At 71.3% G+C, this 20569-nt stretch carries 20 protein-coding genes and 1 tRNA gene; 17 read left to right on the forward strand and 4 right to left on the reverse strand.

Annotated features, from left to right (window positions below; all coding sequences use genetic code 11):
* The first annotated feature begins 41 nt into the window (after positions 1-41).
* From rplU to AB4091_RS18615, 9 genes are all read left to right on the forward strand, one after another.
* On the forward strand, positions 42-350 hold the full coding sequence (rplU, locus tag AB4091_RS18575; RefSeq protein ID WP_045190103.1) for a 50S ribosomal protein L21: 309 nt from the start codon (positions 42-44) through the stop codon (positions 348-350).
* Between the two features lie 47 nt (positions 351-397).
* Positions 398-667, forward strand: coding sequence for a 50S ribosomal protein L27 (gene rpmA / locus AB4091_RS18580; protein ID WP_030200289.1), 270 nt, complete (start codon positions 398-400; stop codon positions 665-667).
* Positions 668-798: 131 nt separating this feature from the next.
* Positions 799-2334 (forward strand): GTPase ObgE, encoded by a 1536-nt coding sequence (gene obgE, locus AB4091_RS18585; RefSeq protein WP_442293741.1) that lies wholly within the window; start codon positions 799-801, stop codon positions 2332-2334.
* A gap of 207 nt (positions 2335-2541) precedes the next feature.
* Positions 2542-3666, forward strand: coding sequence for a sensor histidine kinase (locus AB4091_RS18590; protein ID WP_442293743.1), 1125 nt, complete (start codon positions 2542-2544; stop codon positions 3664-3666).
* Positions 3663-4448, forward strand: a complete 786-nt coding sequence (locus AB4091_RS18595; RefSeq protein ID WP_442293745.1) for a LytR/AlgR family response regulator transcription factor — start codon at positions 3663-3665, stop codon at positions 4446-4448. The genes AB4091_RS18590 and AB4091_RS18595 overlap by 4 nt, the downstream gene beginning before the upstream one ends.
* Entirely contained in the window at positions 4445-4912 is a 468-nt protein-coding gene (locus AB4091_RS18600) for a hypothetical protein (RefSeq protein WP_442293747.1), read from the forward strand. The genes AB4091_RS18595 and AB4091_RS18600 overlap by 4 nt, the downstream gene beginning before the upstream one ends.
* A gap of 31 nt (positions 4913-4943) precedes the next feature.
* Positions 4944-6632, forward strand: coding sequence for a sodium/solute symporter (locus AB4091_RS18605; RefSeq protein ID WP_442293749.1), 1689 nt, complete (start codon positions 4944-4946; stop codon positions 6630-6632).
* Between the two features lie 183 nt (positions 6633-6815).
* Positions 6816-7103, forward strand: a complete 288-nt coding sequence (locus AB4091_RS18610; protein ID WP_442294092.1) for a DUF485 domain-containing protein — start codon at positions 6816-6818, stop codon at positions 7101-7103.
* An 11-nt stretch (positions 7104-7114) separates the two neighbouring features.
* Positions 7115-8746, forward strand: a complete 1632-nt coding sequence (locus AB4091_RS18615; protein WP_442294094.1) for a solute symporter family protein — start codon at positions 7115-7117, stop codon at positions 8744-8746.
* 89 nt (positions 8747-8835) lie between these two features.
* On the opposite strand, the gene proB is transcribed toward AB4091_RS18615, so the two are convergent.
* Entirely contained in the window at positions 8836-9948 is a 1113-nt protein-coding gene (proB, locus tag AB4091_RS18620) for a glutamate 5-kinase (protein ID WP_442293751.1), read from the reverse strand.
* Positions 9949-10152: 204 nt separating this feature from the next.
* On the opposite strand from proB, the gene AB4091_RS18625 reads away from it, so the two are divergent.
* Together AB4091_RS18625 and AB4091_RS18630 are read left to right on the forward strand one after the other, a co-directional pair.
* Positions 10153-11436: a glutamate-5-semialdehyde dehydrogenase gene (locus AB4091_RS18625; protein ID WP_442293753.1), complete on the forward strand. Its 1284-nt coding sequence runs from the start codon at positions 10153-10155 to the stop codon at positions 11434-11436.
* A gap of 47 nt (positions 11437-11483) precedes the next feature.
* Positions 11484-12179: a class I SAM-dependent methyltransferase gene (locus AB4091_RS18630; protein WP_442293755.1), complete on the forward strand. Its 696-nt coding sequence runs from the start codon at positions 11484-11486 to the stop codon at positions 12177-12179.
* Here the strand turns inward: AB4091_RS18630 and AB4091_RS18635 are convergent.
* Positions 12164-13327 carry a glycosyltransferase family 2 protein gene (locus AB4091_RS18635; RefSeq protein ID WP_442293757.1) on the reverse strand — a complete coding sequence of 388 codons (1164 nt, stop codon included), beginning with the start codon at positions 13325-13327 and terminating at the stop codon, positions 12164-12166. The two genes, AB4091_RS18630 and AB4091_RS18635, sit on opposite strands and share 16 nt — an antisense overlap.
* Before the next feature lie 108 nt (positions 13328-13435).
* Here AB4091_RS18635 and AB4091_RS18640 point away from each other — a divergent pair, with 108 nt between their 5' ends.
* From AB4091_RS18640 to AB4091_RS18665, 6 genes are all read left to right on the forward strand, one after another.
* Positions 13436-14080: a DUF402 domain-containing protein gene (locus AB4091_RS18640; RefSeq protein WP_442293759.1), complete on the forward strand. Its 645-nt coding sequence runs from the start codon at positions 13436-13438 to the stop codon at positions 14078-14080.
* Between the two features lie 9 nt (positions 14081-14089).
* The gene (locus AB4091_RS18645; RefSeq protein WP_442293761.1) at positions 14090-14308 is read left to right on the forward strand and encodes a hypothetical protein; all 219 of its coding nucleotides are present in this window, start codon (positions 14090-14092) and stop codon (positions 14306-14308) included.
* 2 nt (positions 14309-14310) lie between these two features.
* Positions 14311-14949, forward strand: coding sequence for a nicotinate-nucleotide adenylyltransferase (gene nadD, locus AB4091_RS18650; RefSeq protein WP_442293763.1), 639 nt, complete (start codon positions 14311-14313; stop codon positions 14947-14949).
* Positions 14946-15356 carry a ribosome silencing factor gene (gene rsfS / locus AB4091_RS18655; RefSeq protein ID WP_442293765.1) on the forward strand — a complete coding sequence of 137 codons (411 nt, stop codon included), beginning with the start codon at positions 14946-14948 and terminating at the stop codon, positions 15354-15356. Before nadD ends, rsfS begins: the two co-directional genes overlap by 4 nt.
* Positions 15353-16006: a histidine phosphatase family protein gene (locus tag AB4091_RS18660; RefSeq protein WP_442293767.1), complete on the forward strand. Its 654-nt coding sequence runs from the start codon at positions 15353-15355 to the stop codon at positions 16004-16006. Before rsfS ends, AB4091_RS18660 begins: the two co-directional genes overlap by 4 nt.
* 83 nt (positions 16007-16089) lie before the next feature.
* Positions 16090-16162 (forward strand) — tRNA-Ala (locus AB4091_RS18665).
* 120 nt (positions 16163-16282) lie between these two features.
* On the opposite strand, the gene AB4091_RS18670 is transcribed toward AB4091_RS18665, so the two are convergent.
* Together AB4091_RS18670 and AB4091_RS18675 are read right to left on the reverse strand one after the other, a co-directional pair.
* On the reverse strand, positions 16283-18238 hold the full coding sequence (locus AB4091_RS18670) for a caspase family protein (protein WP_442293769.1): 1956 nt from the start codon (positions 18236-18238) through the stop codon (positions 16283-16285).
* A 3-nt stretch (positions 18239-18241) separates the two neighbouring features.
* On the reverse strand, positions 18242-20566 hold the full coding sequence (locus AB4091_RS18675; RefSeq protein ID WP_442293771.1) for a CHAT domain-containing protein: 2325 nt from the start codon (positions 20564-20566) through the stop codon (positions 18242-18244).
* Between the last annotated feature and the right edge of the window lie 3 nt (positions 20567-20569).

Here is a 20569-nt window from a genome sequence, read left to right on the forward strand (position 1 = left end):
AAAGCGGCGTTCCGAATCCTGATGAGAGAGTGAGTTTCACTGTGTACGCGATTGTTCGCGCTGGCGGTCGCCAGGAGAAGGTGTCGGTGGGCGATGTCCTGCTCGTCGACAAGGTGACGGGTCAGCCCGGCGATGCCATCGAGCTCACGCCGCTGCTCCTCGTGGACGGCACGACCGTGACGTCCGACGCCGACAAGCTGTCGAAGGTGTCGGTCAAGGCCGAGGTCGTCAAGGCCGCCAAGGGCCCCAAGATCGTCATCATGAAGTACAAGAACAAGACCGGCTACCGCAAGCGTCAGGGTCACCGTCAGCCGCTGACCCAGGTCAAGATCACTGACATCACCGCGTGATCGACGCCTGACCGGCTCGGCACAGAACCTCTCAAGGAGTAACTGACATGGCACACAAGAAGGGTGCGTCCTCGACCCGCAACGGTCGCGACTCGAACGCACAGTTCCTCGGCGTCAAGCGTTTCGGTGGCCAGAAGGTCAACGCGGGCGAGATCCTCGTCCGTCAGCGCGGCACGCACTTCCACCCGGGTGAGGGCGTCGGTCGCGGTGGCGACGACACGCTGTTCGCCCTCGTCGCCGGCGCCGTCAAGTTCGGCACCAAGCGCGGCCGCAAGACCGTCAACATCGAGCAGCCGGAGACGGCCGCTGCTGAGTGATCGCCTGATCACCGACTGAGTTTCATCCGGAAGGGCGGGCCCGCGCGGCCCGCCCTTCCGCCTTTCCCGGGCACCCGGCACCGCCCATCGGCGTATGCCGTCAGCCCACCCTGATCTGGAAGAGTGACCCCATGGCAGTGACCTTCGTCGACCGCGTCGTGCTGCACCTCAGCGCCGGCGCCGGCGGCCACGGCGTGGCCTCCGTCAAGCGCGAGAAGTTCAAGCCGCTGGGCGGTCCCGACGGCGGCAACGGCGGCCACGGTGGGTCCGTCATCCTCCGGGTCGACCCCCAGGCGACGACGCTGCTCGACTACCACCGTCACCCGCACCGCAAGGCGGTCAACGGTCTGCCCGGTGCCGGTGAGGAGAAGAACGGCGCCGACGGCGACGACCTCGTGCTCTCGGTGCCCGAGGGCACGGTCGTCAAGGACGCCGAGGGCCGCATCATCATGGACCTCGTCGGCATGGGCACCGAGCACGTCATCGCGCGCGGCGGCCGCGGTGGCCTCGGCAACCGGGCGCTGTCGTCTGCCCGCCGCAAGGCCCCCGGCTTCGCCCTGCTCGGCGAGCCCGGAGAGGAGGTCGATGTCGTCCTCGAGCTCAAGACGCTCGCCGACGTCGCGCTCATCGGGTTCCCGAGCGCCGGCAAGTCCTCACTCGTGTCGGTGCTCTCGGCCGCCAAGCCGAAGATCGCGGACTACCCGTTCACGACTCTCGTGCCCAACCTCGGCGTCGTCACCGCCGGTTCGGCTCGCTTCACCGTCGCCGACGTGCCCGGTCTCATCCCCGGCGCGCACGAGGGCAAGGGGCTGGGCCTCGAGTTCCTGCGCCACGTCGAGCGCTGCTCGGTGCTCGTCCACGTCATCGACTGCGCGACGCTCGAGCCGGGCCGCGACCCGATGACCGACCTCGACGTCATCGAGAACGAGCTGTCGCTCTACGTGCCCGACGCCGACCTCGGCGGCAAGCCGCTCTCCGACCGCACCCGCATCGTCGTGCTCAACAAGGCCGACGTGCCCGAGGCGCGCGAGCTCGCCGAGATGGTCAAGCCCGACCTCGAGGCGCGCGGCATCGAGGTGTTCATCGTCTCGGCGGTGGCCCACCAGGGCCTGAACGAGCTGGCCTACGCGATGGCCCGTCACGTCGAGACCGCCCGCGCGGAGGTCGAGGCCGAGGCCGCCGTCCCGAAGCGCGTCGTGCTGCGCCCGAAGTCGGTCGACGACAAGGGCTTCACGATCGTCAAGGAGAACGGTCCCGACGGGCCGATCTTCCGGGTCGCGGGGGAGCGGCCCTACCGCTGGGTGCGCCAGACCGACTTCTCCAACGACGAGGCCGTCGGCTACCTCGCCGACCGGCTGGGTCGTCTCGGGGTCGAGGACGAGCTCTACAAGGTCGGAGCCCTCGCTGGCGACACGGTCGTCATCGGCACCGCCGAGGACGCTGTCGTCTTCGACTGGGAGCCGACCCTGCAGGCCGGCGCCGAGCTGCTCGGCTCACGCGGCACCGACCTCCGGCTCGCGGAGGGCTCACGCCCGACCCGCGACGAGAAGCGCGAGGCCCAGAAGGACCGCTACGCCGCGCGCGCCAAGACCCAGGAGGAGCTCGAGGCCGAGCGTCGTTCGGGCCTCTGGCACCTCGCCGCGGAGTCCGACGACGACGACGCCTGACCCCCGGCGACCCACACCCCAAGTCGAGTGCCCACTTCCCCACGTCGGAAAGTGGGCACTCGACGTAGAGCCGCCCGCGACCCCGGTCGAGTGCTCATTTCCCGACGTCGGAAAGTGAGCACTCGACGGTGGTCCGTGGGCGCTCGACGGGCGTGGGGGATGGCGGATGCCGGCCTGCGTGGCCGTCCCGCACCTTAGGGTGTCGCCATGAGCTCGTGGGGCGCGCTGTGGCGTCGCGGTCATCTCGGCACCGAGGCCGACCGTGCCACCTACCGCACCCTGCACACCGCCCTGCTCGCCTCGCCACCGCTGCGGGGGGGCCTGACCCCGGCAGCCGCCGAGCGCTCGCTCAAGCACCTGCGCTCGCTGCTCGGGGCCCCCGCCGTGGCGATGACCGACACGAGCGGCCTGCTCGCCTGGGACGGCGGACGGTCGCACCACTCGCACCAGCCCGCGGTCATCTCGGCGGGCACGCTCGGGCACGGGCGCACGACGGTCGTCGACGGTGCCGACGTGACGTGCCCCGAGGCGTCATGCGTCATCCGGCAGGCGATCGTCGCGCCGCTCGATGTCGACGAGAAGGTCGTCGGCACGCTGCAGGTCTTCACCGGCAACGCCTCCGCCGGGCTGGTGAGAGCCACCACAGAGGTTGCTCGATGGGTCTCGGGGCAGCTCGAGCTGGCCGAGCTCGACGCCTCGCGCACCCGCCTCATGGAGGCCGAGGTGCGTGCCCTGCGCGCCCAGATCAGCCCGCACTTCATCTACAACTCGCTCACCGCGATCGCGTCGTTCACCCGCACCGACCCGGAGCGGGCCCGTGAGCTGCTCGTCGACCTCGCCGAGTTCACGCGCTACTCCTTCCGCCGGCACGGCGAGTTCACGACGCTCGCCGAGGAGCTGCGCTCGATCGAGGCCTACCTCGTCATCGAGAAGGCCCGGTTCGGCGATCGGCTGACCGTGACCGTGCGGGTCGCTCCCGAGGTGCTGCCTGTCGTCGTGCCGTTCCTCTGCCTGCAGCCGCTCGTCGAGAACGCCGTGCAGCATGGCATCGAGGGCGGCTCCGGCGACGGGCAGATCAGCATCCTCGCCCAGGACGCCGACCACGAGTGCGTCGTGACGATCGAGGACAACGGGGTCGGCGAGGATCCCGAGCGCGTACGCCGGGTGCTCGCCGGCGATCCGGGCAGCGAGTCGGTGGGGCTGGCCAACGTCGACGAGCGGCTCCGCACGGCGTTCGGCGACGACTACGGCCTCGTCGTCGAGACGGCACCGGGAGCCGGCACGAAGGTGATCGTGCGACTGCCGAAGTTCAGGCCGGGGGTGCACGTGTGAGTAGCACAGCGACCACTCCAGCGAGCAACGGCGACCAGCTGCTCCGGGTGCTCGCCGTCGACGACGAGGCCCCGGCGCTCGACGAGCTCGTCTGGATGCTGGGTCGCCACGCGTGCGTGCGCCAGGTCGTGCCCGCCGGTTCGGGTGAGGCAGCGCTGCGCGTGCTGCACGAGCAGCAGGTCGACGCGATCTTCATGGACGTGCAGATGCCCGGCCTCAGCGGCCTCGACCTCGCCCGCGTCCTCTCGCGCTTCTCGACGCAGCCACCCGTCGTCTTCGTCACCGCCCACGAGCAGCACGCCGTCGACGCGTTCGAGCTCAACGTCGTCGACTACGTGCTCAAGCCGGTGCGTGACGAGCGGCTCGACCAGGCCGTGCGCCGCGTGGTGCGCCAGGTGCAGGGTCGTGAGAGCGCCGCCGAACCAGACGACGACGAGCAGATCGTCGTCGAGCTGGCTGGCGTGAGTCGGCTCGTGCCGCGGTCGGAGGTGCTCTTCGTCGAGGCCCAGGGCGACTACGCACGCCTGCACACGACCGGCGAGAGCCATCTCGTGCGTGTGCCGCTGTCGACGCTCGCCGACCAGTGGCGCGAGGCCGGGTTCGTGCGGATCCACCGGTCCTCCCTCGTCGCCCTGGGCCACATCAGCGAGTGGCGCACCGAGGGTGGCCGCACGACCGTCGTCGTGGGCGGTCACGAGCTCGTCGTGAGCCGTCGTCACACCCGTGCCCTGCGTGACCTGCTGGTGCGCCGCGCTCAGCCGCTCGGGCGGGGCGGGTCGTGAGCGAGCACCACGCGAACCCCGGCCGTATGCCGCCGGGCGAGGGGGAGCGCCCAGCGGTCGACCCGCCGGTCTCCGACACGCGTACGCCCGATGGGCGGCCGCCGCGCACCAGGGTGCGGGTGACGAGTCCGCGCACCTCGGCTGCGCGCACGCGTACGGTCTCGATCGCCTCCGAGATCGACGAGCAGACCCGGCTCGGCGAGGTCTACATCACCTCTCTGATGCGCAGCCAGCTGCGTCTCGCCCTCGGCGTGCTGCTGATGCTGGCGTCGACGCTCGGAATGCTCCCTCTTGCGTTCCACCTCTTCCCGGCCATCGGCCGGGTCGACCTGCTCGGTGTGCCCCTGCCGTGGCTGCTGCTCACCGTCGTGGCGTTCGCCGAGATCATCACGCTCGGATGGGTCTACGTGCGGCGCGCCGAGCGCAACGAGGCGACCTTCAGCGACCTGCTCGAGGGCCGGTGACGACGGTGCGCGCGTCGTGGGGGAGCGAGACGTGAGCAACACCGCCAGCATCGTCGCCGTCATCCTCGTGTCGATCGCGTCGCTCGCCGTCGGTGCCTTCGGGCTGCGCCTGTCGCGAACCATGAGCGACTTCTACGTCGCTTCCCGGGGTGTCAGTCCGGTGCTCAACGCGTCTGCGATCAGCGGCGAGTACCTTTCTGCCGCATCGTTCCTCGGTGTTGCCGGTCTCATCCTGGCTCGTGGTGTCGACATGTTGTGGCTGCCGATCGGATGGACCGCGGGCTACCTGCTGCTGCTCGTCTTCGTCGCGGCACCGCTGCGGCGCTCCGGCGCGTACACGCTGCCCGACTTCGCCCAGCTCCGTCTCGAGTCGGTCGCCGCGCGCCGGGTCTCGAGCCTGCTCGTGGTGGCCATCGGCCTGCTCTACCTCATCCCGCAGTTCCAGGGCGCAGGCCTGACCCTGCGCACGCTGACGGGGGCGCCGTCCTGGACCGGTCAGCTCGTGGTCGCCCTCGTCGTCTGCCTCAACGTGCTGCCCGGCGGCATGCGGAGTGTCACGCTGGTGCAGGCCTTTCACTACTGGCTCAAGCTGTTCGCCCTGCTGACCCCACTGTTCTTCTTCCTCGGTGCCGTCGGGTCGCGCAGCGGCGGCCCGGGTGTCGGCGCTGTCTTCGTCGCCGACTGGGTCGAGCCGCTCGGCGGCACCAACGCGCTCTATCTCACCTACTCGCTCGTGCTCGCGACCTTCTTCGGCACGATGGGGCTGCCGCACGTCGTCGTCCGCTTCTACACCAACCCGGACGGCCGGGCCTCACGCCGCACGACGCTCGCGGTGCTCGTGATCCTGTCCGGCTTCTACCTGCTCCCGGTCGCCTATGGAGCGCTCGGGCGCTGGTTCGCCTCCGACCTCGTGGCGGCCGGCCGTGCCGACTCTGTGGTGCTCGAGCTGCCCAGCCGGGTCTTCGACGGGCCACTGGCCGAAGGGCTGACCGCGCTGCTGGCCGCCGGCGCGTTCGCCGCCTTCCTGTCCACGTCCACGGGCCTCGTCGTCTCCGTCGCGGGTGTGCTGAGCCAGGACCTCGTGCGGTGGGGAGGCGGGCACCGTCAGGGGATTCGCGCCTTCCGCATCTCGACCGTCATCGTCGTGGCCGTCTCGCTCGGGCTCACCCTCGTGGCCGCCGGCGTCCCGGTGGCCAGAGCTGTCGAGCTGACGTTCGCCGTCGCCGCGTCGACGTTCTGCCCCATGCTCCTGCTCGGCATCTGGTGGCGCGGGCTGACCGCCGCCGGCGCGATCGCAGGGCTGCTCGTCGGCGGTGGGCTGTCGATGGGTGCCGTGCTCTCGACGACGTTCGGGCTCGGCAGCGCCGGATGGTTCGGCGTCGTCATGACGCAGCCGGCAGCCGTCAGCGTGCCCCTGTCGTTCGCCACCATGGTCCTCGTCTCGCTCGCGACCCGGTCGCGGGCTCCCGAGCACGTGGCGCAGACGATGGTCCGGCTCCACGCTCCGGAGCACATCGACCTCAACCGTGGCTCGTTCCACCCAGAACGCTGGAACCGCAGGCCCGCCCGCGCAGTGGGATCCTCGTCCGACGTCGCGACGGCCCAGCCTTCCGACGCAACCGACCCGGCGACCGCGGCGACGTCGACGGGGGAGCCCCCGGCATACGGGAACGGGCAGCCGACCGCTCGTCGCCCCGGAACGACCGTTCGTCGCGGCTGATCCCGCGCACGGCGAGCGCTCGCCGCCACTGGGCGACGGCCCGCTTGCTGCACCTGCCGGTCCTGCCCGCGCGCTCCTACCTTGGGTGTCGCCGGCCGTACGGCCGTGACGACCAACCGCCCCGGAGGTGGCCCCGTGAGCAAAGAAGCTCCAGAGCGCGTGGTGGACGACGCCAATGTCGCCATGCAGAACTCAGACGAGTTCGCCCAGCTGCGTACCAAGTTCCGCAAGTTCGTCTTCCCGCTGACCGCGCTCTTCCTCGCGTGGTACTTCCTCTACGTCCTGCTGTCCGTGTTCGCCAAGGACTTCATGGGCACCCGTGTCGTCGGCAACGTGACGTGGGGCCTGATCCTCGGGCTCCTGCAGTTCGTGTCGACCTTCGTGATCACGATGGTCTACGCCCGCTGGGCCGACCGTGTCTTCGACCCCGAGGCCGAGGCCCTCGCCCGCAAGATGGGAGAGCAGCAGTGAGCGCGCTCGTCATGTCCGCCCCGTCGATCGCGCCGGCCGCGACCACCGTCGGCAACCCGGCGATCAACATCGGCATCTTCGCCCTGTTCGTCGTCGTGACCCTCGCGATCGTCATCCGCGCGTCGCGCAACAACCGCAGCGCTGCCGAGTACTACGCCGGTGGCCGGGCCTTCACCGGTCGACAGAACGGGATCGCCATCGCCGGTGACTACCTCTCTGCCGCATCGTTCCTCGGCATCGCGGGAGCCATCGCGCTCAACGGCTACGACGGCTTCCTCTACTCGATCGGGTTCCTCGTCGCCTGGCTCGTCGCCCTGCTGCTCGTCGCCGAGCTGCTGCGCAACGTCGGCAAGTACACCATGGCCGACGTGCTCAGCTTCCGGCTGCGCCAGCGACCGGTCCGCATCGCGGCCGCGATCTCGACGCTCGTGGTCTCGTTCTTCTACCTGCTCGCGCAGATGGCCGGGGCAGGCGGCCTCGTGGCCCTGCTGCTGGGCATCGAGGGCGCGATCGGACAGCGGCTGGTCATCGTCGTGGTCGGCATCATCATGATCTTCTACGTCATCTACGGCGGCATGAAGGGCACCACCTGGGTGCAGATCATCAAGGCCGTGCTGCTCATCATCGGCGCCGGCATCATGACCGTCTGGGTGCTCGGCAAGTTCGGCCTCAACCTCAGCTCGCTGCTCGGTGACGCCTCGACGGCCTCGCAGTCCGCCGGCGGCAAGGACCTGCTCCAGCCGGGGCTGCAGTACAAGAACCCGATCGACTTCATCTCGCTGTCGATGGCGCTCGTGTTCGGCACCGCTGGCCTGCCCCACGTGCTGATGCGCTTCTACACGGTGCCGACCTCACGCGAGGCCCGTCGTTCGGTCGTATGGGCGATCTGGCTCATCGGCATCTTCTACCTGTTCACGCTGGTGCTGGGCTTCGGTGCCGCCGACCTCGTCGGTGCCGCCGAGATCAAGAACGCGCCCGGCGCCGTGAACTCCGCCGCCCCGCTGCTCGCCTTCAAGCTGGGTGGCGAGATCCTCCTCGGCATCATCTCCGCGGTGGCGTTCGCGACGATCCTCGCCGTGGTCGCGGGGCTCACCATCACGGCCAGCGCGTCCCTGTCGCACGACATCTACAACACGGTCGTGAAGCAGGGCCGCGCCACCCCGGAGGAGGAGGTCAAGGTCGCTCGAATCGCAGCGCTCGTCCTCGGTGCGATCGCGATCGTCGGTGGCATCTTCGCCCTCGGTCAGAACATCGCGTTCCTCGTCGCCCTGGCCTTCGCCATCGCAGCGAGCGCGAACCTTCCGACGATCCTCTACTCGCTGTTCTGGAAGCGGTTCAACACCCGCGGCGCGCTGTGGAGCATCTACGGCGGCCTGGTGAGCGCGATCACGCTGATCGTCTTCAGCCCGGTCGTCTCGGGCAAGGCCATCGACCCGGTCACCAAGAAGAGCCCCTCGATGCTCCAGGGCGTCGACTTCCACTGGTTCCCGCTCGACAACCCGGGCATCATCTCGATCCCGCTCGGCTTCCTGCTCGGCTACGTCGGCACGGTCACGAGCAAGGAGTACAACGCGGCGAAGTACGCCGAGATGGAGGTCCGCTCGCTCACCGGCCACGGCGCCGAGGCAGCGACCAAACACTGAGGTCGCGCTGACAGGGGAGCGATCAGTGGTCGAGTGGCCGTGCACCGCGAGGTGCACGGCCACTCGCGTGTCGGTGGTGCACGCTGCCCTCAGAGGATGACGAGGTCGTCGCGGTGGATGACCTCTCGCTCGTACGCGGGGCCGAGGTCGTGGGCGAGGTCCTTGGTGGACCGGCCGAGCAGGGCGGGCAGCTCGTTGGAGTCGTAGTTGACGAGGCCTCGCGCAACGGGCGTGCCGTCGGGTGAGCAGACGTCGACCGGGTCGCCGTCGTGGAAGCTGCCCTCGACGGCGGTGATGCCGGCGGGCAACAGCGACTTCTTGCGGTGGACCAGGGCGGCCACGGCGCCGTCGTCGATCACGAGACGACCGCGCGCCGTGGTGGCGTGCTGCAGCCACAGCCGGCGCGACCGGCCCCGGACGCCGATCGGGAGGAAGACCGTGCCGACGTCCTCGCCCGCCAGCACCTGCGCCACGCGGTCGGCGGCGGTCACCGACGTGATGACCCCGGCTGCGGTGGCGATGCGCGCCGCCTCGATCTTCGTCGTCATGCCGCCCGTTCCGACCTTCGACCCCGTGCCGCCGATCTCGACGTCGACCAGGTCGTGGGGGCCGCGCACGATCGGAATCCGTTGTGCGCCAGGCCGACTCGGCGGACCGTCGTAGAGCGCGTCAACGTCGGAGAGCAGTACGAGGGCGTCGGCGTCGATGAGGTGAGCGACGAGGGCGGCGAGCCGGTCGTTGTCGCCGAACCGGATCTCGCTCGTGGCGACCGTGTCGTTCTCGTTGACGATCGGCAGGACGCCCAGGTCGAGCAGCCGCTCGAGCGTGCGGCGCGCGTTCGCGTAGTGGGTGCGCCGCGTGACGTCGTCGGCGGTGAGCAGCACCTGACCGACCGTGATGTCGTGCCCGGCGAACGCCAGGGTGTATGCCGCCAGCAGCGCTCCCTGCCCGACGGAGGCTGCGGCCTGCTGGGTCGCGAGGTCGCGTGGACGGGTGGCGAGGCCGAGCGGGTGGATGCCGGCCGCGATGGCACCGGAGCTGACGAGCACGATCTGCGTGCCTTGGAGGTGCTTGCGGGCCAGGGCGTTGGCGAGCGCGACGAGCCGCGCGTGGTCGAGACCCCCGTCGACCCCCGTCAGCGAGCTCGAGCCGACCTTGACGACGAGCCGGCGCGCGCTGCTGATGACGGACCGAGGAGACACGTCGCCAGCCTAGTGACGGCCGTCGGCCGGAGGCCGCCGCGACCACATGTCGTCCAGGCGATCGCGCGCCCAACCAGGCCGACGGACCGCCACGAACCGGTGCGTCGAGCGCCCATCGCCCGTGGGCGGCCCCGCCGTGGCGGTCCTTCGTCCAGGGCACGGAAGCCACGGCGCACCGTCGCCGGCACGAATTACGCTGGTCGCATGTCCCAGACGATCGATCCCGCCGTCGTCGAGCAGGTCAACGGCCTGGCCGACCGCGCACGCGTCGCCTCCCGCCGGCTCGCCCTCATGTCCCGCGCCGAGAAGGATGCCGTGCTGCTGCGTCTCGCGGATGCCGTCGAGGCCGCGACCCCGGCGATCGTCGAGGCCAACGCGGAGGACATCGAGCGGGGCCGTGCAGGCGGCATGAGCGAGAGCCTGCAGGACCGGCTGCGTCTCGACGAGGCCCGTGTCGCAGCGGTGGCCCAGGCCCTGCGCGACGTCGCCGCCCTGCCCGACCCCGTCGGTGAGATCGTGCGCGGCTCCACGCTCGCCAACGGCCTCCAGATCCGGCAGGTGCGCGTCCCCATGGGCGTCATCGGGATGATCTACGAGGCGCGGCCCAACGTCACGGTCGACGCCGCCGGCCTCTGCCTGAAGTCGGGCAACGCCGTCCTGCTGCGAGGCGGCTCGGCCGCGGCGAGCAGCAACCACGCCCTCGTCCAGGCGATGCGCGACTCCCTTGCGGCGCAAGGCCTTCCGGTCGAGGCCGTCACGCTGCTCGAGGAGGGCGGCCGCGACGCCGCCCGAGCCCTGATGACGGCCCGGGGCCGAGTCGACCTCGTGATCCCGCGGGGAGGCGCCGACCTCATCCAGACGGTCGTGCGCGAGTCCACCGTGCCGGTCATCGAGACCGGTGTCGGCGTCTGCCACGTCTACGTCGACCGCGCCGCCGACCTCGACAAGGCCCAGGCCATCACCCTCAACGCCAAGACCCACCGGCCCAGCGTCTGCAACGCCGCGGAGTCCCTGCTCGTGCACCGTGACGTCGCCGCCGACTTCCTGCCCAAGGCCCTCACCGACCTCGCCGGTGCGGGCGTGCGCCTTCACGTGGCGCCCGAGGTCACCGAGTACGCCGAGGCCGCCGGTGCGGCATACGACCTCGCGAGCGAGACCGACTTCGGCACCGAGTGGCACGGCCTGGAGATGAGCGTGGCCGTCGTCGACGACGTCGACGAGGCGATGGACCGCATCCGCCGCTATGGCACGGGCCACACCGAGGCGATCGTCACGGAGGACCGTGCGGCGGCCCGGCGCTTCACCGCCGAGGTCGACGCCGCCGCGGTGATGGTCAACGCAAGTACGCGCTTCACCGACGGCGGCGAGTTCGGTTTCGGCGCCGAGATCGGCATCTCGACGCAGAAGCTCCACGCCCGCGGCCCGATGGCGCTACCCGAGCTGACCACCACGAAGTGGGTGGTCGAGGGCGACGGCCACACCCGCTGACGGGCGGCCGGAACCCCCACCCCGGACGGGTGGCATGATGTCCGTCCATGGAAGGCACCGAGGTCCGCAAGCTCGCTGAGCTGGAGGACGACCACTGGTGGTACCGCGAGCGGCGCCACCTCCTGGCCAAGGCCATCTCGGGGCTCACCCCCGGGCGCGCGCTCGACATCGGCGCGGCGGGCGGCGGGAACACCCGTGTCCTGCGTGAGCACGGTTGGGACGCCGTCGCTCTCGAGTACGGCGCCGACGGTGCCGAGGTCGCCCAGGGTCGCGGCCTCGCGACCCTCCGCGCAGATGCCACCAGGTTGCCGTTGGCCGACCACTCCCTCGACCTCGTCATGGCCTTCGACCTGCTCGAGCACCTGCACGACGACGACGCCGCCGTCGCCGAGGTGCACCGGGTGCTCAAGCCCGACGGCACCTACCTGGTGGCGGTCCCGGCCGACCCCAGGCTGTGGTCGAGCCACGACGAGGCGGTCGACCACGTGCGTCGCTACACCCGCGACGGCCTGCTGTCGTTGCTCGACCGGGGTGGCTTCGACGTCGTGGACGTGCGCTCCTGGAACGTGCTGCTGCGCCCGGTCGTGGCCATGCGTCGCAAGGTGAGCTCGGGCTCCGACCTCGACGACCTGCACCCGGTCGTGAACTTCGGACTGCGCACGATCATCACCGCCGAGCGCTACCTTCCGGTCAAGCAGCTGCCGGGCGTCAGCCTGCTGGTGCGGGCTCAGCCGCGCAGCTGACTCCGCTCCGGGTCTGCGGGCTGGCCCGCCCCGTTCACGGCGGCTGCCGCCCCGTTGGCGGCTGCCGCCCCGTTGGCGGGGGCAGCCTGCGCGACCTCGGGCGAAGGCATCGACGCAGGTGTCGACGCCGTGTGGGCAGCGCTCGTCGTCGTGGGGATGTGGGCCTCGCTCGGCTGCGCGGGCAGTGGCGTGTCGGTCGGGCCGTGCGCCCCGGTGTCGGCCGTCAGCGAGTCGTAGGCGATGAAGTAGGTGGGGCGCCCCTGCATGTGGGAGTACATCCGGCCGATGTACTCGCCGAGGATGCCGACGCAGACGAGCTGGACGGCGCCGACGCCCGCGACGATCGCCACGGTCGAGGTCCAGCCCGCGACGGTGTGGCCCTGCGACCGTGAGATGAGCGTGTAGAGCACGAGCAGCACGGCGAGCACCGCGCCGCCGAAGCCGGCGAACGTGGCCAACCGCAGCGGGGCCGTCGAGAAGCCCGTCAGGGAGTCGAGCGACAGCTTGATCATCTTGATGAGGGGGTACTTCGACGCGCCGGCCGCGCGCTCCTCGCGCTTGTACTCCACCGTGTCGGAGGGGAAGTTGAGGGCCGGCACGATGAAGCGCAGCACGCGGTTGTGCTCGGGGAGGCTGTTGATGGCGTCGATGGTGGCCCGTGACATGAGGCGGTAGTCGCCGGCGTCGGCGTGCGCGGAGGTCTGGGACATCAGGCCGATCAGCTTGTAGAAGGCCTGCGCCGACACCCGCTTGAACCACGTGTCGGTCGACCGGTCGTTGCGCACGCCGTAGACGACGTCGACACCGTCGTCCTTCGCGGCCGCGAGCATCTCGGGGATGATCTCGGGCGGGTCCTGCAGGTCGGCGTCGATGGTGACGACGTAGTCGCCGAGGGCGCTGACGAGGCCTGCGGAGATGGCTGCCTGGTGGCCGGCGTTGGCGCGCAGCCGCACGACGCGCAGCTGCGGCCACTCACGGTGGTAGCGCTGGAGCAGCGCGGCGGTGAGGTCCTTGCTGCCGTCGTCGACCGCGACGACCTCGTACGTCGTGCCCATGCCGTCGAGGAGGGGGCGGAGCCGCTCGACGAGGAGGGGGAGCACCTCCTCCTCGTTGTACATCGGGATGACCACGGACAACTCAGGAACCATGCGAACAAGGGTACGGCCGCTGGTGGGCTGCCGCTGTCACCGTGCTGTGGCCGGGCTGTGTCGCGTGCCACCGGGCGGGTTCCCGGCCCCGGCGGTAGCGTGCCCGGCGTGACCGAGCCCGACGAAGCCGCTCCCGACGCGTCCGTCAGACCCGGCCGAGGTATGCCGTCCGGCGGGCTCGCGCCGGGGACACGGGTCGCCGGGCGGTTCACGAAGTGGGGCGGCGGTCGGCACTGGGAGTGGGTCGGCCAGTACCTGGGCGCGGACGAGCACGGGCACTGGTGGTACGCGCCCGCCGGGACCCGCTGCGTACGGCCGGGAGCCGACTTCGTCGACGAGCACGGCTGGGTGTCCCTCGTGCCGCACGAGGGGGCGTATGCCGCCGGGTTCTATCCCGAGACGAAGCACGTCCGCGTCTACGTCGACATGACCACCGAGCCGGTGTGGCAGCGCCGCGCCGGTGACGACGGCGGCCCCGAGTGGGAGGTGACGATGGTCGACCTCGACCTCGACGTCGTGCTGACCCGGGACGGACACCTCTACGTCGACGACGAGGACGAGTTCGAGCAGCACCGCGTCGAGCTCGGCTACCCCGCCGAGGTGGCGACGCTCGCCGAGCGGTGGCGCGACCTCGTTCTCGCGGCGGTTGCGGCCGGCGACGAGCCCTTCGCCCGAGTGGGGCACGCCTGGCTGCGGCGCGCCTCTGCGGGCGCTGGGGCGGCTGGTGAGTCGGGGCACGGGTCCGGGCGCTAGGCTGGCCGCATGTCTGATCGTGTCCTCGCACTCGTCACCGAGGGGGAGGAAGCCGCGCGCGAGCTTCCGATGCCGGTGATCGCCTACTTCTTCATCACCTTCGCGCTCTTCCTCGTGGCCCTGGCCGTGACGTGGAGCTTCCGCAACACCGCCTACAAGGTGCAGGCGCCGCGACGCGGCGAGGGCACGCACGGCACGGCGAGCGGACCCGACGCAGCCCGTCACTGAGCATGCGCCTCGGCGTCATGGGTGGGACGTTCGACCCGATCCACCACGGCCACCTGGTGGCCGCCAGCGAGGTCCAGTCCCTGTTCGACCTCGACGAGGTCGTGTTCGTGCCCACCGGCCAGCCCTGGCAGAAGGCCGACCGTCGCGTCTCCCCGGCCGAGGACCGTTACCTGATGACCGTCATCGCGACGGCGTCCAACCCGCGTTTCACGGTCAGCCGGGTCGACATCGACCGGCCCGGCCCCACCTACACGATCGACACGTTGGGCGACATCAAGGCCGAACGTCCTGACGACGAGCTGTTCTTCATCACCGGAGCCGACGCCCTCGCCGAGATCCTGTCCTGGAAGGACGCCGAGCAGCTCTTCGAACTGGCCCACTTCGTCGGCGTGACCCGGCCGGGGCACGAGCTGTCCGACAAGGGACTGCCGGAGCACCGGGTCACCCTCCAGGTGGTGCCCGCGATGGCGATCAGCTCGACCGACTGCCGCGTGCGCGTCGCCGCCGGCGAGCCCGTCTGGTACCTCGTTCCCGACGGGGTCGTCCAGTACATCAACAAGTACCGCCTGTATGCCGCCGACCTGGCGAGCGCAGGCACCGCGCCGGCGACGTCGTCGGCAGTGCCACAAGGAGATCCGTGACCGCAGCAGACCGTTCGCTCCAGCTCGCCAAGGCCGCCGGCCTCGCCGCCGAGGAGAAGCTCGCCGAGAAGGTGCTCGCCATCGACGTCAGCGAGCAGATGCCGCTGACCGACGTCTTCGTCATCGCGTCGGCGCCGTCCGAGCGTCAGGTCGGTGCCATCGTCGACGAGGTCGAGGACCGGCTGCGCGACCTCGGCAGCAAGCCCGTGCGGCGCGAGGGCGAGCGTGAGGGGCGGTGGGTGCTCATCGACTTCGGCGACATCATCGTGCACGTGCAGCACGAGGAGGAGCGCGAGTACTACGCGCTCGAGCGCCTCTGGAAGGACTGCCCGGAGATCGACCTGTCGACCGTCGACGCACCGGCCACACCGGGCGACGACGCAGAGCCCGAGGCCGAGGAGGCGTGACCTCCGGTTCGCCGGGTCCGCGGCGGATCGTCCTCGTCCGGCACGCCGAGACCGTCGACAACGCGGCGCGCATCTGGCAGGGCCACAAGGACACCGCGCTCTCGGAGCTGGGGCGCGAGCAGGTCGCCGCCGCGGCGCCGCACCTCGCCGCCTACGACCCTGCGCTCATCGTCTCGAGCGACCTCCAGCGAGCCGCCTCGACCGCCGATGCGATCGCTGGGCTCACCGGCGTCGAGGTGCGCCTCGATGCCAGGCTGCGCGAGGTGCACGTCGGGGAGTGGCAAGGCATGCACGCCGACGACGTGCGGGAGCAGTACCCCGACCTCGTCGCGGCGCTCGACCGCGGCGAGGACCCGCCGCGGGGCGTCACGGGCGAGACCCGCGCCGAGGTCGCCGTGCGCGCCGGGGCCGTTCTGCGCGAAGTCGCCCGTGAGCTGCTGCCCGGTGAGACCGCCGTCGTGGTCGCCCACGGTGTGTCCGCGCGAGTCGCGGCGAGCGACCTCGTGGGTCTCGACCAGGACGTCTCCGACGCCGTCTTCCGCGGTCTAGACAACTGCCACTGGATCGAGCTCGTCGAGGTCGGCAAGAGCTTCTCCGCACTGACCCGCTGGCGGATCAGCGGGTGGAACCTCGGCCCCTGGAACGTCTGACGCCGAGGGTCGCCCCCGATTTTGGCGATGGGCAGACGATTCGCTATGGTTACGCAGTCGCTTCACGGAGCGGCCACCCGCACGGGGCTGTGGCGCAGCTGGTAGCGCACCTGCATGGCATGCAGGGGGTCAGGGGTTCGAGTCCCCTCAGCTCCACAAATGCAAGAAGACCGGACACGCTTTTCGTCCGGTCTTCTTGCATTTCCGGATGTGTATGGGGGGACTCGGGAGGAGGCGGAGCGCAGCGGAGCCGACGGCTCCCCTCAGCACCACCGTTCAGAGCCGCGGCCGGTTCGTCACGACGAAGACCGAGTCGGTGCGCCAGTCGGCGACCGCGGCGGTGCCGGTGCTCGGCCCGAGCCGCCGCGTCCTCGTGCCGCTGAGCGCGCGCTCCAGGTTGGAGGTCACCGCAGGGGTGTCAGCGCTGCGTGTCGCGCCCGGCGAGACCGACGGCGCCGCACTGACGTCGAGCTCCTCCTGCTCGAGGCTGCGAGGGTCGAACTCGATCGTGCTCGTGACGACCATGAGCTGGTCGCGCAGCGACACGGTCCCGGCCTGCCACAGCGCGTCCGCGACCTGCCCGACGAGGTCGAGGGCGGTCGCCTCCCCGGGGCCGAGGGCGACCGACCCGGCCGGGAAGGCGTCGGTGAAGATGCCGTACGTCTCGGTGAGGTCGATGAGGGCCGCCCACAGCGGGTGCGTGGTGGTGTTCGCGAGACGCACGGTGAAACGGGGTGGCGCGCTGCCGGCATACGCGACCGTGAGGGTGCCTCGCGCTCGCACTGCCCCGCTGCCCGAGCCGACCTCGATGCGCACCGCGTCGTCGGGCAGGCGGGTGGCCGGGTTGGCGAGGGCCGACAGGCGCAACCAGCGCGCCACCTGCTCGAGCGCACGGATCGTGCGCTCCTCCCTGGCGTCACCCTCGACGACCGGCACGAGCGGTCGCGTCACGCCGGGGCGGGTGATCACGAACCCGTCGGCGGTCGCCTCGACGAGCAGGTCGGCCTGCGCGGACTCCGTGCCCTCGGCGAGGTCGAGGAGCGTCTGGTCGGCCTCGTCGGCGGCCTTGCGGAGGGCGGCCGTGCCCGCGCTGTCGCCGACCACGCCGACGAGCACCGGCTCGAGCGGGATCGACGTCACGACGGCGCGGTAGACGAAGGCGGGGTCGAGGGACGCGGTGAGCGTGACGATGCTGCGGTCCGGCAGGACCTTCGTGACCGCCGCGGTCGCGAGCGGTGAACCCGACGTCTCACCGCCGAGCGGGTAGACGGCGAGCTCGGTCGTGTCGTCGCCGATCGGGGCGGGGACGCCGTGCACGGCTCCGGAGTCGATCGACCAGCCGTCGGGCAGGCAGCTCAGCGTGAGTGGTCGCGGTGTGGACGGGATGGCACCGCCCAGGAACGGCCGGTCGAGCTCGGTCGCGTCGGCGGTCTCGACCTGCGGGTGCTGGTCGCGCACCCGGCTCGACACGTCGGCGGTCACGAGGCGCAGGACGTCTCGGTAGGACGGTCGCCCGTCCGTGTCCAGGACGGCGGCCTCGAGCGCCGCCGACAGGGCTCCACGTTGACGGCCCTGGACGGTGACCTCTTTCGCCGTCTCGGACGAGCGGCAGGCGGCGAGCAGTACGTGGCGGCCCGCCGGGGTCCACCGCCCCGAGCGCGTGGCCCGGGCTGCCTCGCCAGGGCCGTCGCCGCTCGCGGGGAAGAGCCCGAGGAAGGTCGACGCGGGCCGAGGTCTCGGGTCGGGCGGCGCCAGGCGTACGACGTCGTCGGCGTCGCGGGTGCCGTCGCCGGCATGGCAGCAGTCGAGGACCACGAGCGTGTGACAGCCGGTCGAGGCGATGTCGTGCAACAGGCCGGCGAGCTCCTTGTCGGCGAGGTCCCAGCTGCCCTCGGTGCGGCTGTCGACACACACGAGGGTCTCGTTGCGGTGGTCCGGCTCGAGGTCCCACAGCTCCTCGGGCGTGGCCTGCTGCGACCCGTGGCCGCTGTAGTAGAAGAGCGCGACGTCCTCTGGGCCGGCCCGACCCAGGTGCCGCGCGCACGTGGCGGCGACGGCTGCCCTGGTCGCCTCCGCGTCGGTGAGCACGGCGAGCTCGAGGGCCGCGTCTCCGACACGTTCCCGCAGCAGTCCCGCCATCCCGTCGACGTCGTTGACACACCCCGACAGGGGCGGGATCGGTGACGGGTAGGCGTCGATCCCGACGAGGAGGGCATAGAGGCGGCCGGCCAACGGTCAGCCCGAGTCGCCGAGGGCGACGCTCTGCCAGCGGGCCGGCAGGTTCTGGTTGGGTCCCGTGCGCTGCGGGTTGCTGCTCAGCATGGTGCGCAGCGTCCAGTCCGCGCCGGAACCCGTGGCGTCGCTGATGTTGACGTTCATCGCCAGCACGTCGCCGCGTTGCGGGGCGACGGTTCGTCCGATCGCCGACCACGGGACCCGGGCCTCGAGCTCGTAGCCGCCGTCGGCCAGGCGTGCGACGACCGAGATCTCCGGCCGCTCGGCGCCCGTCGCGAAGACGGGCCTGCCCTTCGAGCTGAGCCCGACCGTGTTGACGTCGGCCGCTGCCCGGCGGTCGGTGCCGGCGCGTACGGCGAGGATGACGTGGAAGTCCTGTCCCTTGCGCAGGGCAGCCGTGCGGCCGAGGGCGCGCGCGTCTGGACCGATCTCGAACGAGACGGCGTCGCCGTTCCACCACTGCGCGGCGGCCCCCTCCGCCGGGGTGACGAGCGGGTCGGCGACGACGGCGTGGAGGTAGAGGGCCTCGCCGTCCCACAGGCCCTGCCAGGTGCCCGTGAGACCGGCACGCCGGTTGGCTGCGCCGAAGACGGCGGCGTCGACGTCGTGCTCGGGAACCGATCGCCAGTCGTCGAACGAGCCGTCGACCGTCGGCGCGATCGGGGCGCACCCGATGACCAGGTCGGTCGCCCCGGGTCTGGCCGCACTGGACCCGCAGGCCGCGGACACGAGCGGGTCGGCCTTCTGGAGCAGCGTCGGCAGGACACGCCAGGCGATCCAGCCCGCTACTAGCACCACCACGAGGAGGATCGCCCGGACCCACGTGCCGACCGGCCGTTTCCGCCGGCGATCCGGCTGGTCGGGGGTGGGGGAGGGCCTCGGTGCGGTCTCGACCGGGAGGGTGCGCGGGCGGGGTGTCTCGGGCGCCGCCAGGGTCGACGCGGACCCCGTCGTCGCCGGGCCGCTCGCGACGGGCTGGGTGGGCTCGGCCCCGGTCGGTCCGGTCCGCGGGATCGGCTCGTGTCCGGTGTCCAGCTCCTGCTCGGCCGCGGGCCGCACGCGCTCGAGGAGCTGCGTCACGTCCTGGTAGTCGGGGCGTTGCCCGGCGATCTGCTCGAGCAGCGGCAGGGCCATCGCCGGGGCGTCGGCCTTGATCGCACCCTGCGCCGCGTCGTAGAGGGACTCGAGCCGGCTCTCGGGACGGTCCGCTGCCGCGGTGGCGCTCGCGGTGAAGCTGAACGGCTGGTCGGCGCCCGACCGCAGCAGCACGGCGGTGCCCCATTCGGAGGCCTCGTCGGAGACGGCCATCGCCTTGCGCACCTCGCAGATCGCGGCGTCGATGCCGAGCCCACGGGTGAGGAACCAGTAGAACTCGTGGCTGAAGACGAGGGCAGCCCGGTCGGAGATCTCCGTCTGCATCGCGACGACGGCCGGCAGCCCCTGCCGCGCGAGTGCCTGCCCCACGCCGGAGAACGCGTCACGGCCCGACGTGCGGGCGCCCTCGCACGCGTTGAGCACGGCCAGCTGCATCGTCCGGGCGTCGTGGAGCAGGGTGCCGAGGCGAGCGCCGGAGACCCGGTGGGCCGTGCCGTCCTCGCGCTCGAGCACGAGCACGCCCTCCTGGGCCTGCTGGTCGAAACCGCCGTGGCCGATGAAGTGGAACACGTGGTAGTCGTCGAGCAGCGCCCGCTGCAGCCCGGTGAGGGTCGCGTCGTCGAGCACCGTGATGGTGAGCCGGCCGCTCGCGACCAGGTCGCCGGTGGTGGCCCGCAGCAGCTTCTCCTCGCGGTCGACGGCGAGTGGGGGCATGTCGCTCGGGCTGGAGACCATCACCAGCACCCGCAGCGGCGCGTCGACCGTGACGACCGGTGGCCGCTCCAGCGAGTCGATGAGCCGAACCACCGGGGTCTCCTGCGAGAGGGCGATGAACCGGCCCAGCCTCGAGTCGTAGAGGTACTCCCACGGCACCGGGTCGAGGTCGGGCACGGCGTCGAGGCGCAGCCGCAGCCGCAGGTCGCGCCCCTGCGCGCCGGCGGCGGTCAGGCTCTCGCGGAACAGGCGTCCGACGTCGCCCCCCAGCAACGCGTCGCCGAGCCGCCGCCCGTACTCCTTGACGTCGACCACCCGGGCCTCGGCCGGCACGAGCCGGCGTGACGCGACCCGCGGCGGCCCGACGGCGATCATGAACTGCGCGAGGTCGGTGGCGGCGAACGGGAGCGTGAACGGTGCCGTCGCCTCACCGGCGGGCGACGCCACCACGTGGGCGGTGTAACCCTGGCCCTCACGGGTGACGGCGACGTCGAAGTCGAAGTACTCACGACCCATGGC

This window comes from Terrabacter sp. 2RAF25, from assembly GCF_052115265.1.
In the GTDB taxonomy this organism is placed as follows: Bacteria; Actinomycetota; Actinomycetes; order Actinomycetales; family Dermatophilaceae; genus Terrabacter.

Bases quoted from the DNA above. Each gene is read 5' to 3' on its own strand.
- AB4091_RS18630 (WP_442293755.1), top strand. From the start codon at position 11,484: ATGGAAGGCACCGAGGTCCGCAAGCTCGCTGAGCTGGAGGACGACCAC.
- nadD (WP_442293763.1), top strand. From the start codon at position 14,311: ATGCGCCTCGGCGTCATGGGTGGGACGTTCGACCCGATCCACCACGGC.
- AB4091_RS18635 (WP_442293757.1), bottom strand. From the start codon at position 13,327: ATGGTTCCTGAGTTGTCCGTGGTCATCCCGATGTACAACGAGGAGGAG.
- AB4091_RS18615 (WP_442294094.1), top strand. From the start codon at position 7,115: ATGTCCGCCCCGTCGATCGCGCCGGCCGCGACCACCGTCGGCAACCCG.
- AB4091_RS18675 (WP_442293771.1), bottom strand. From the start codon at position 20,566: ATGGGTCGTGAGTACTTCGACTTCGACGTCGCCGTCACCCGTGAGGGC.
- AB4091_RS18590 (WP_442293743.1), top strand. From the start codon at position 2,542: ATGAGCTCGTGGGGCGCGCTGTGGCGTCGCGGTCATCTCGGCACCGAG.
- AB4091_RS18645 (WP_442293761.1), top strand. From the start codon at position 14,090: ATGTCTGATCGTGTCCTCGCACTCGTCACCGAGGGGGAGGAAGCCGCG.
- obgE (WP_442293741.1), top strand. From the start codon at position 799: ATGGCAGTGACCTTCGTCGACCGCGTCGTGCTGCACCTCAGCGCCGGC.
- rpmA (WP_030200289.1), top strand. From the start codon at position 398: ATGGCACACAAGAAGGGTGCGTCCTCGACCCGCAACGGTCGCGACTCG.
- AB4091_RS18610 (WP_442294092.1), top strand. From the start codon at position 6,816: ATGCAGAACTCAGACGAGTTCGCCCAGCTGCGTACCAAGTTCCGCAAG.
- AB4091_RS18625 (WP_442293753.1), top strand. From the start codon at position 10,153: ATGTCCCAGACGATCGATCCCGCCGTCGTCGAGCAGGTCAACGGCCTG.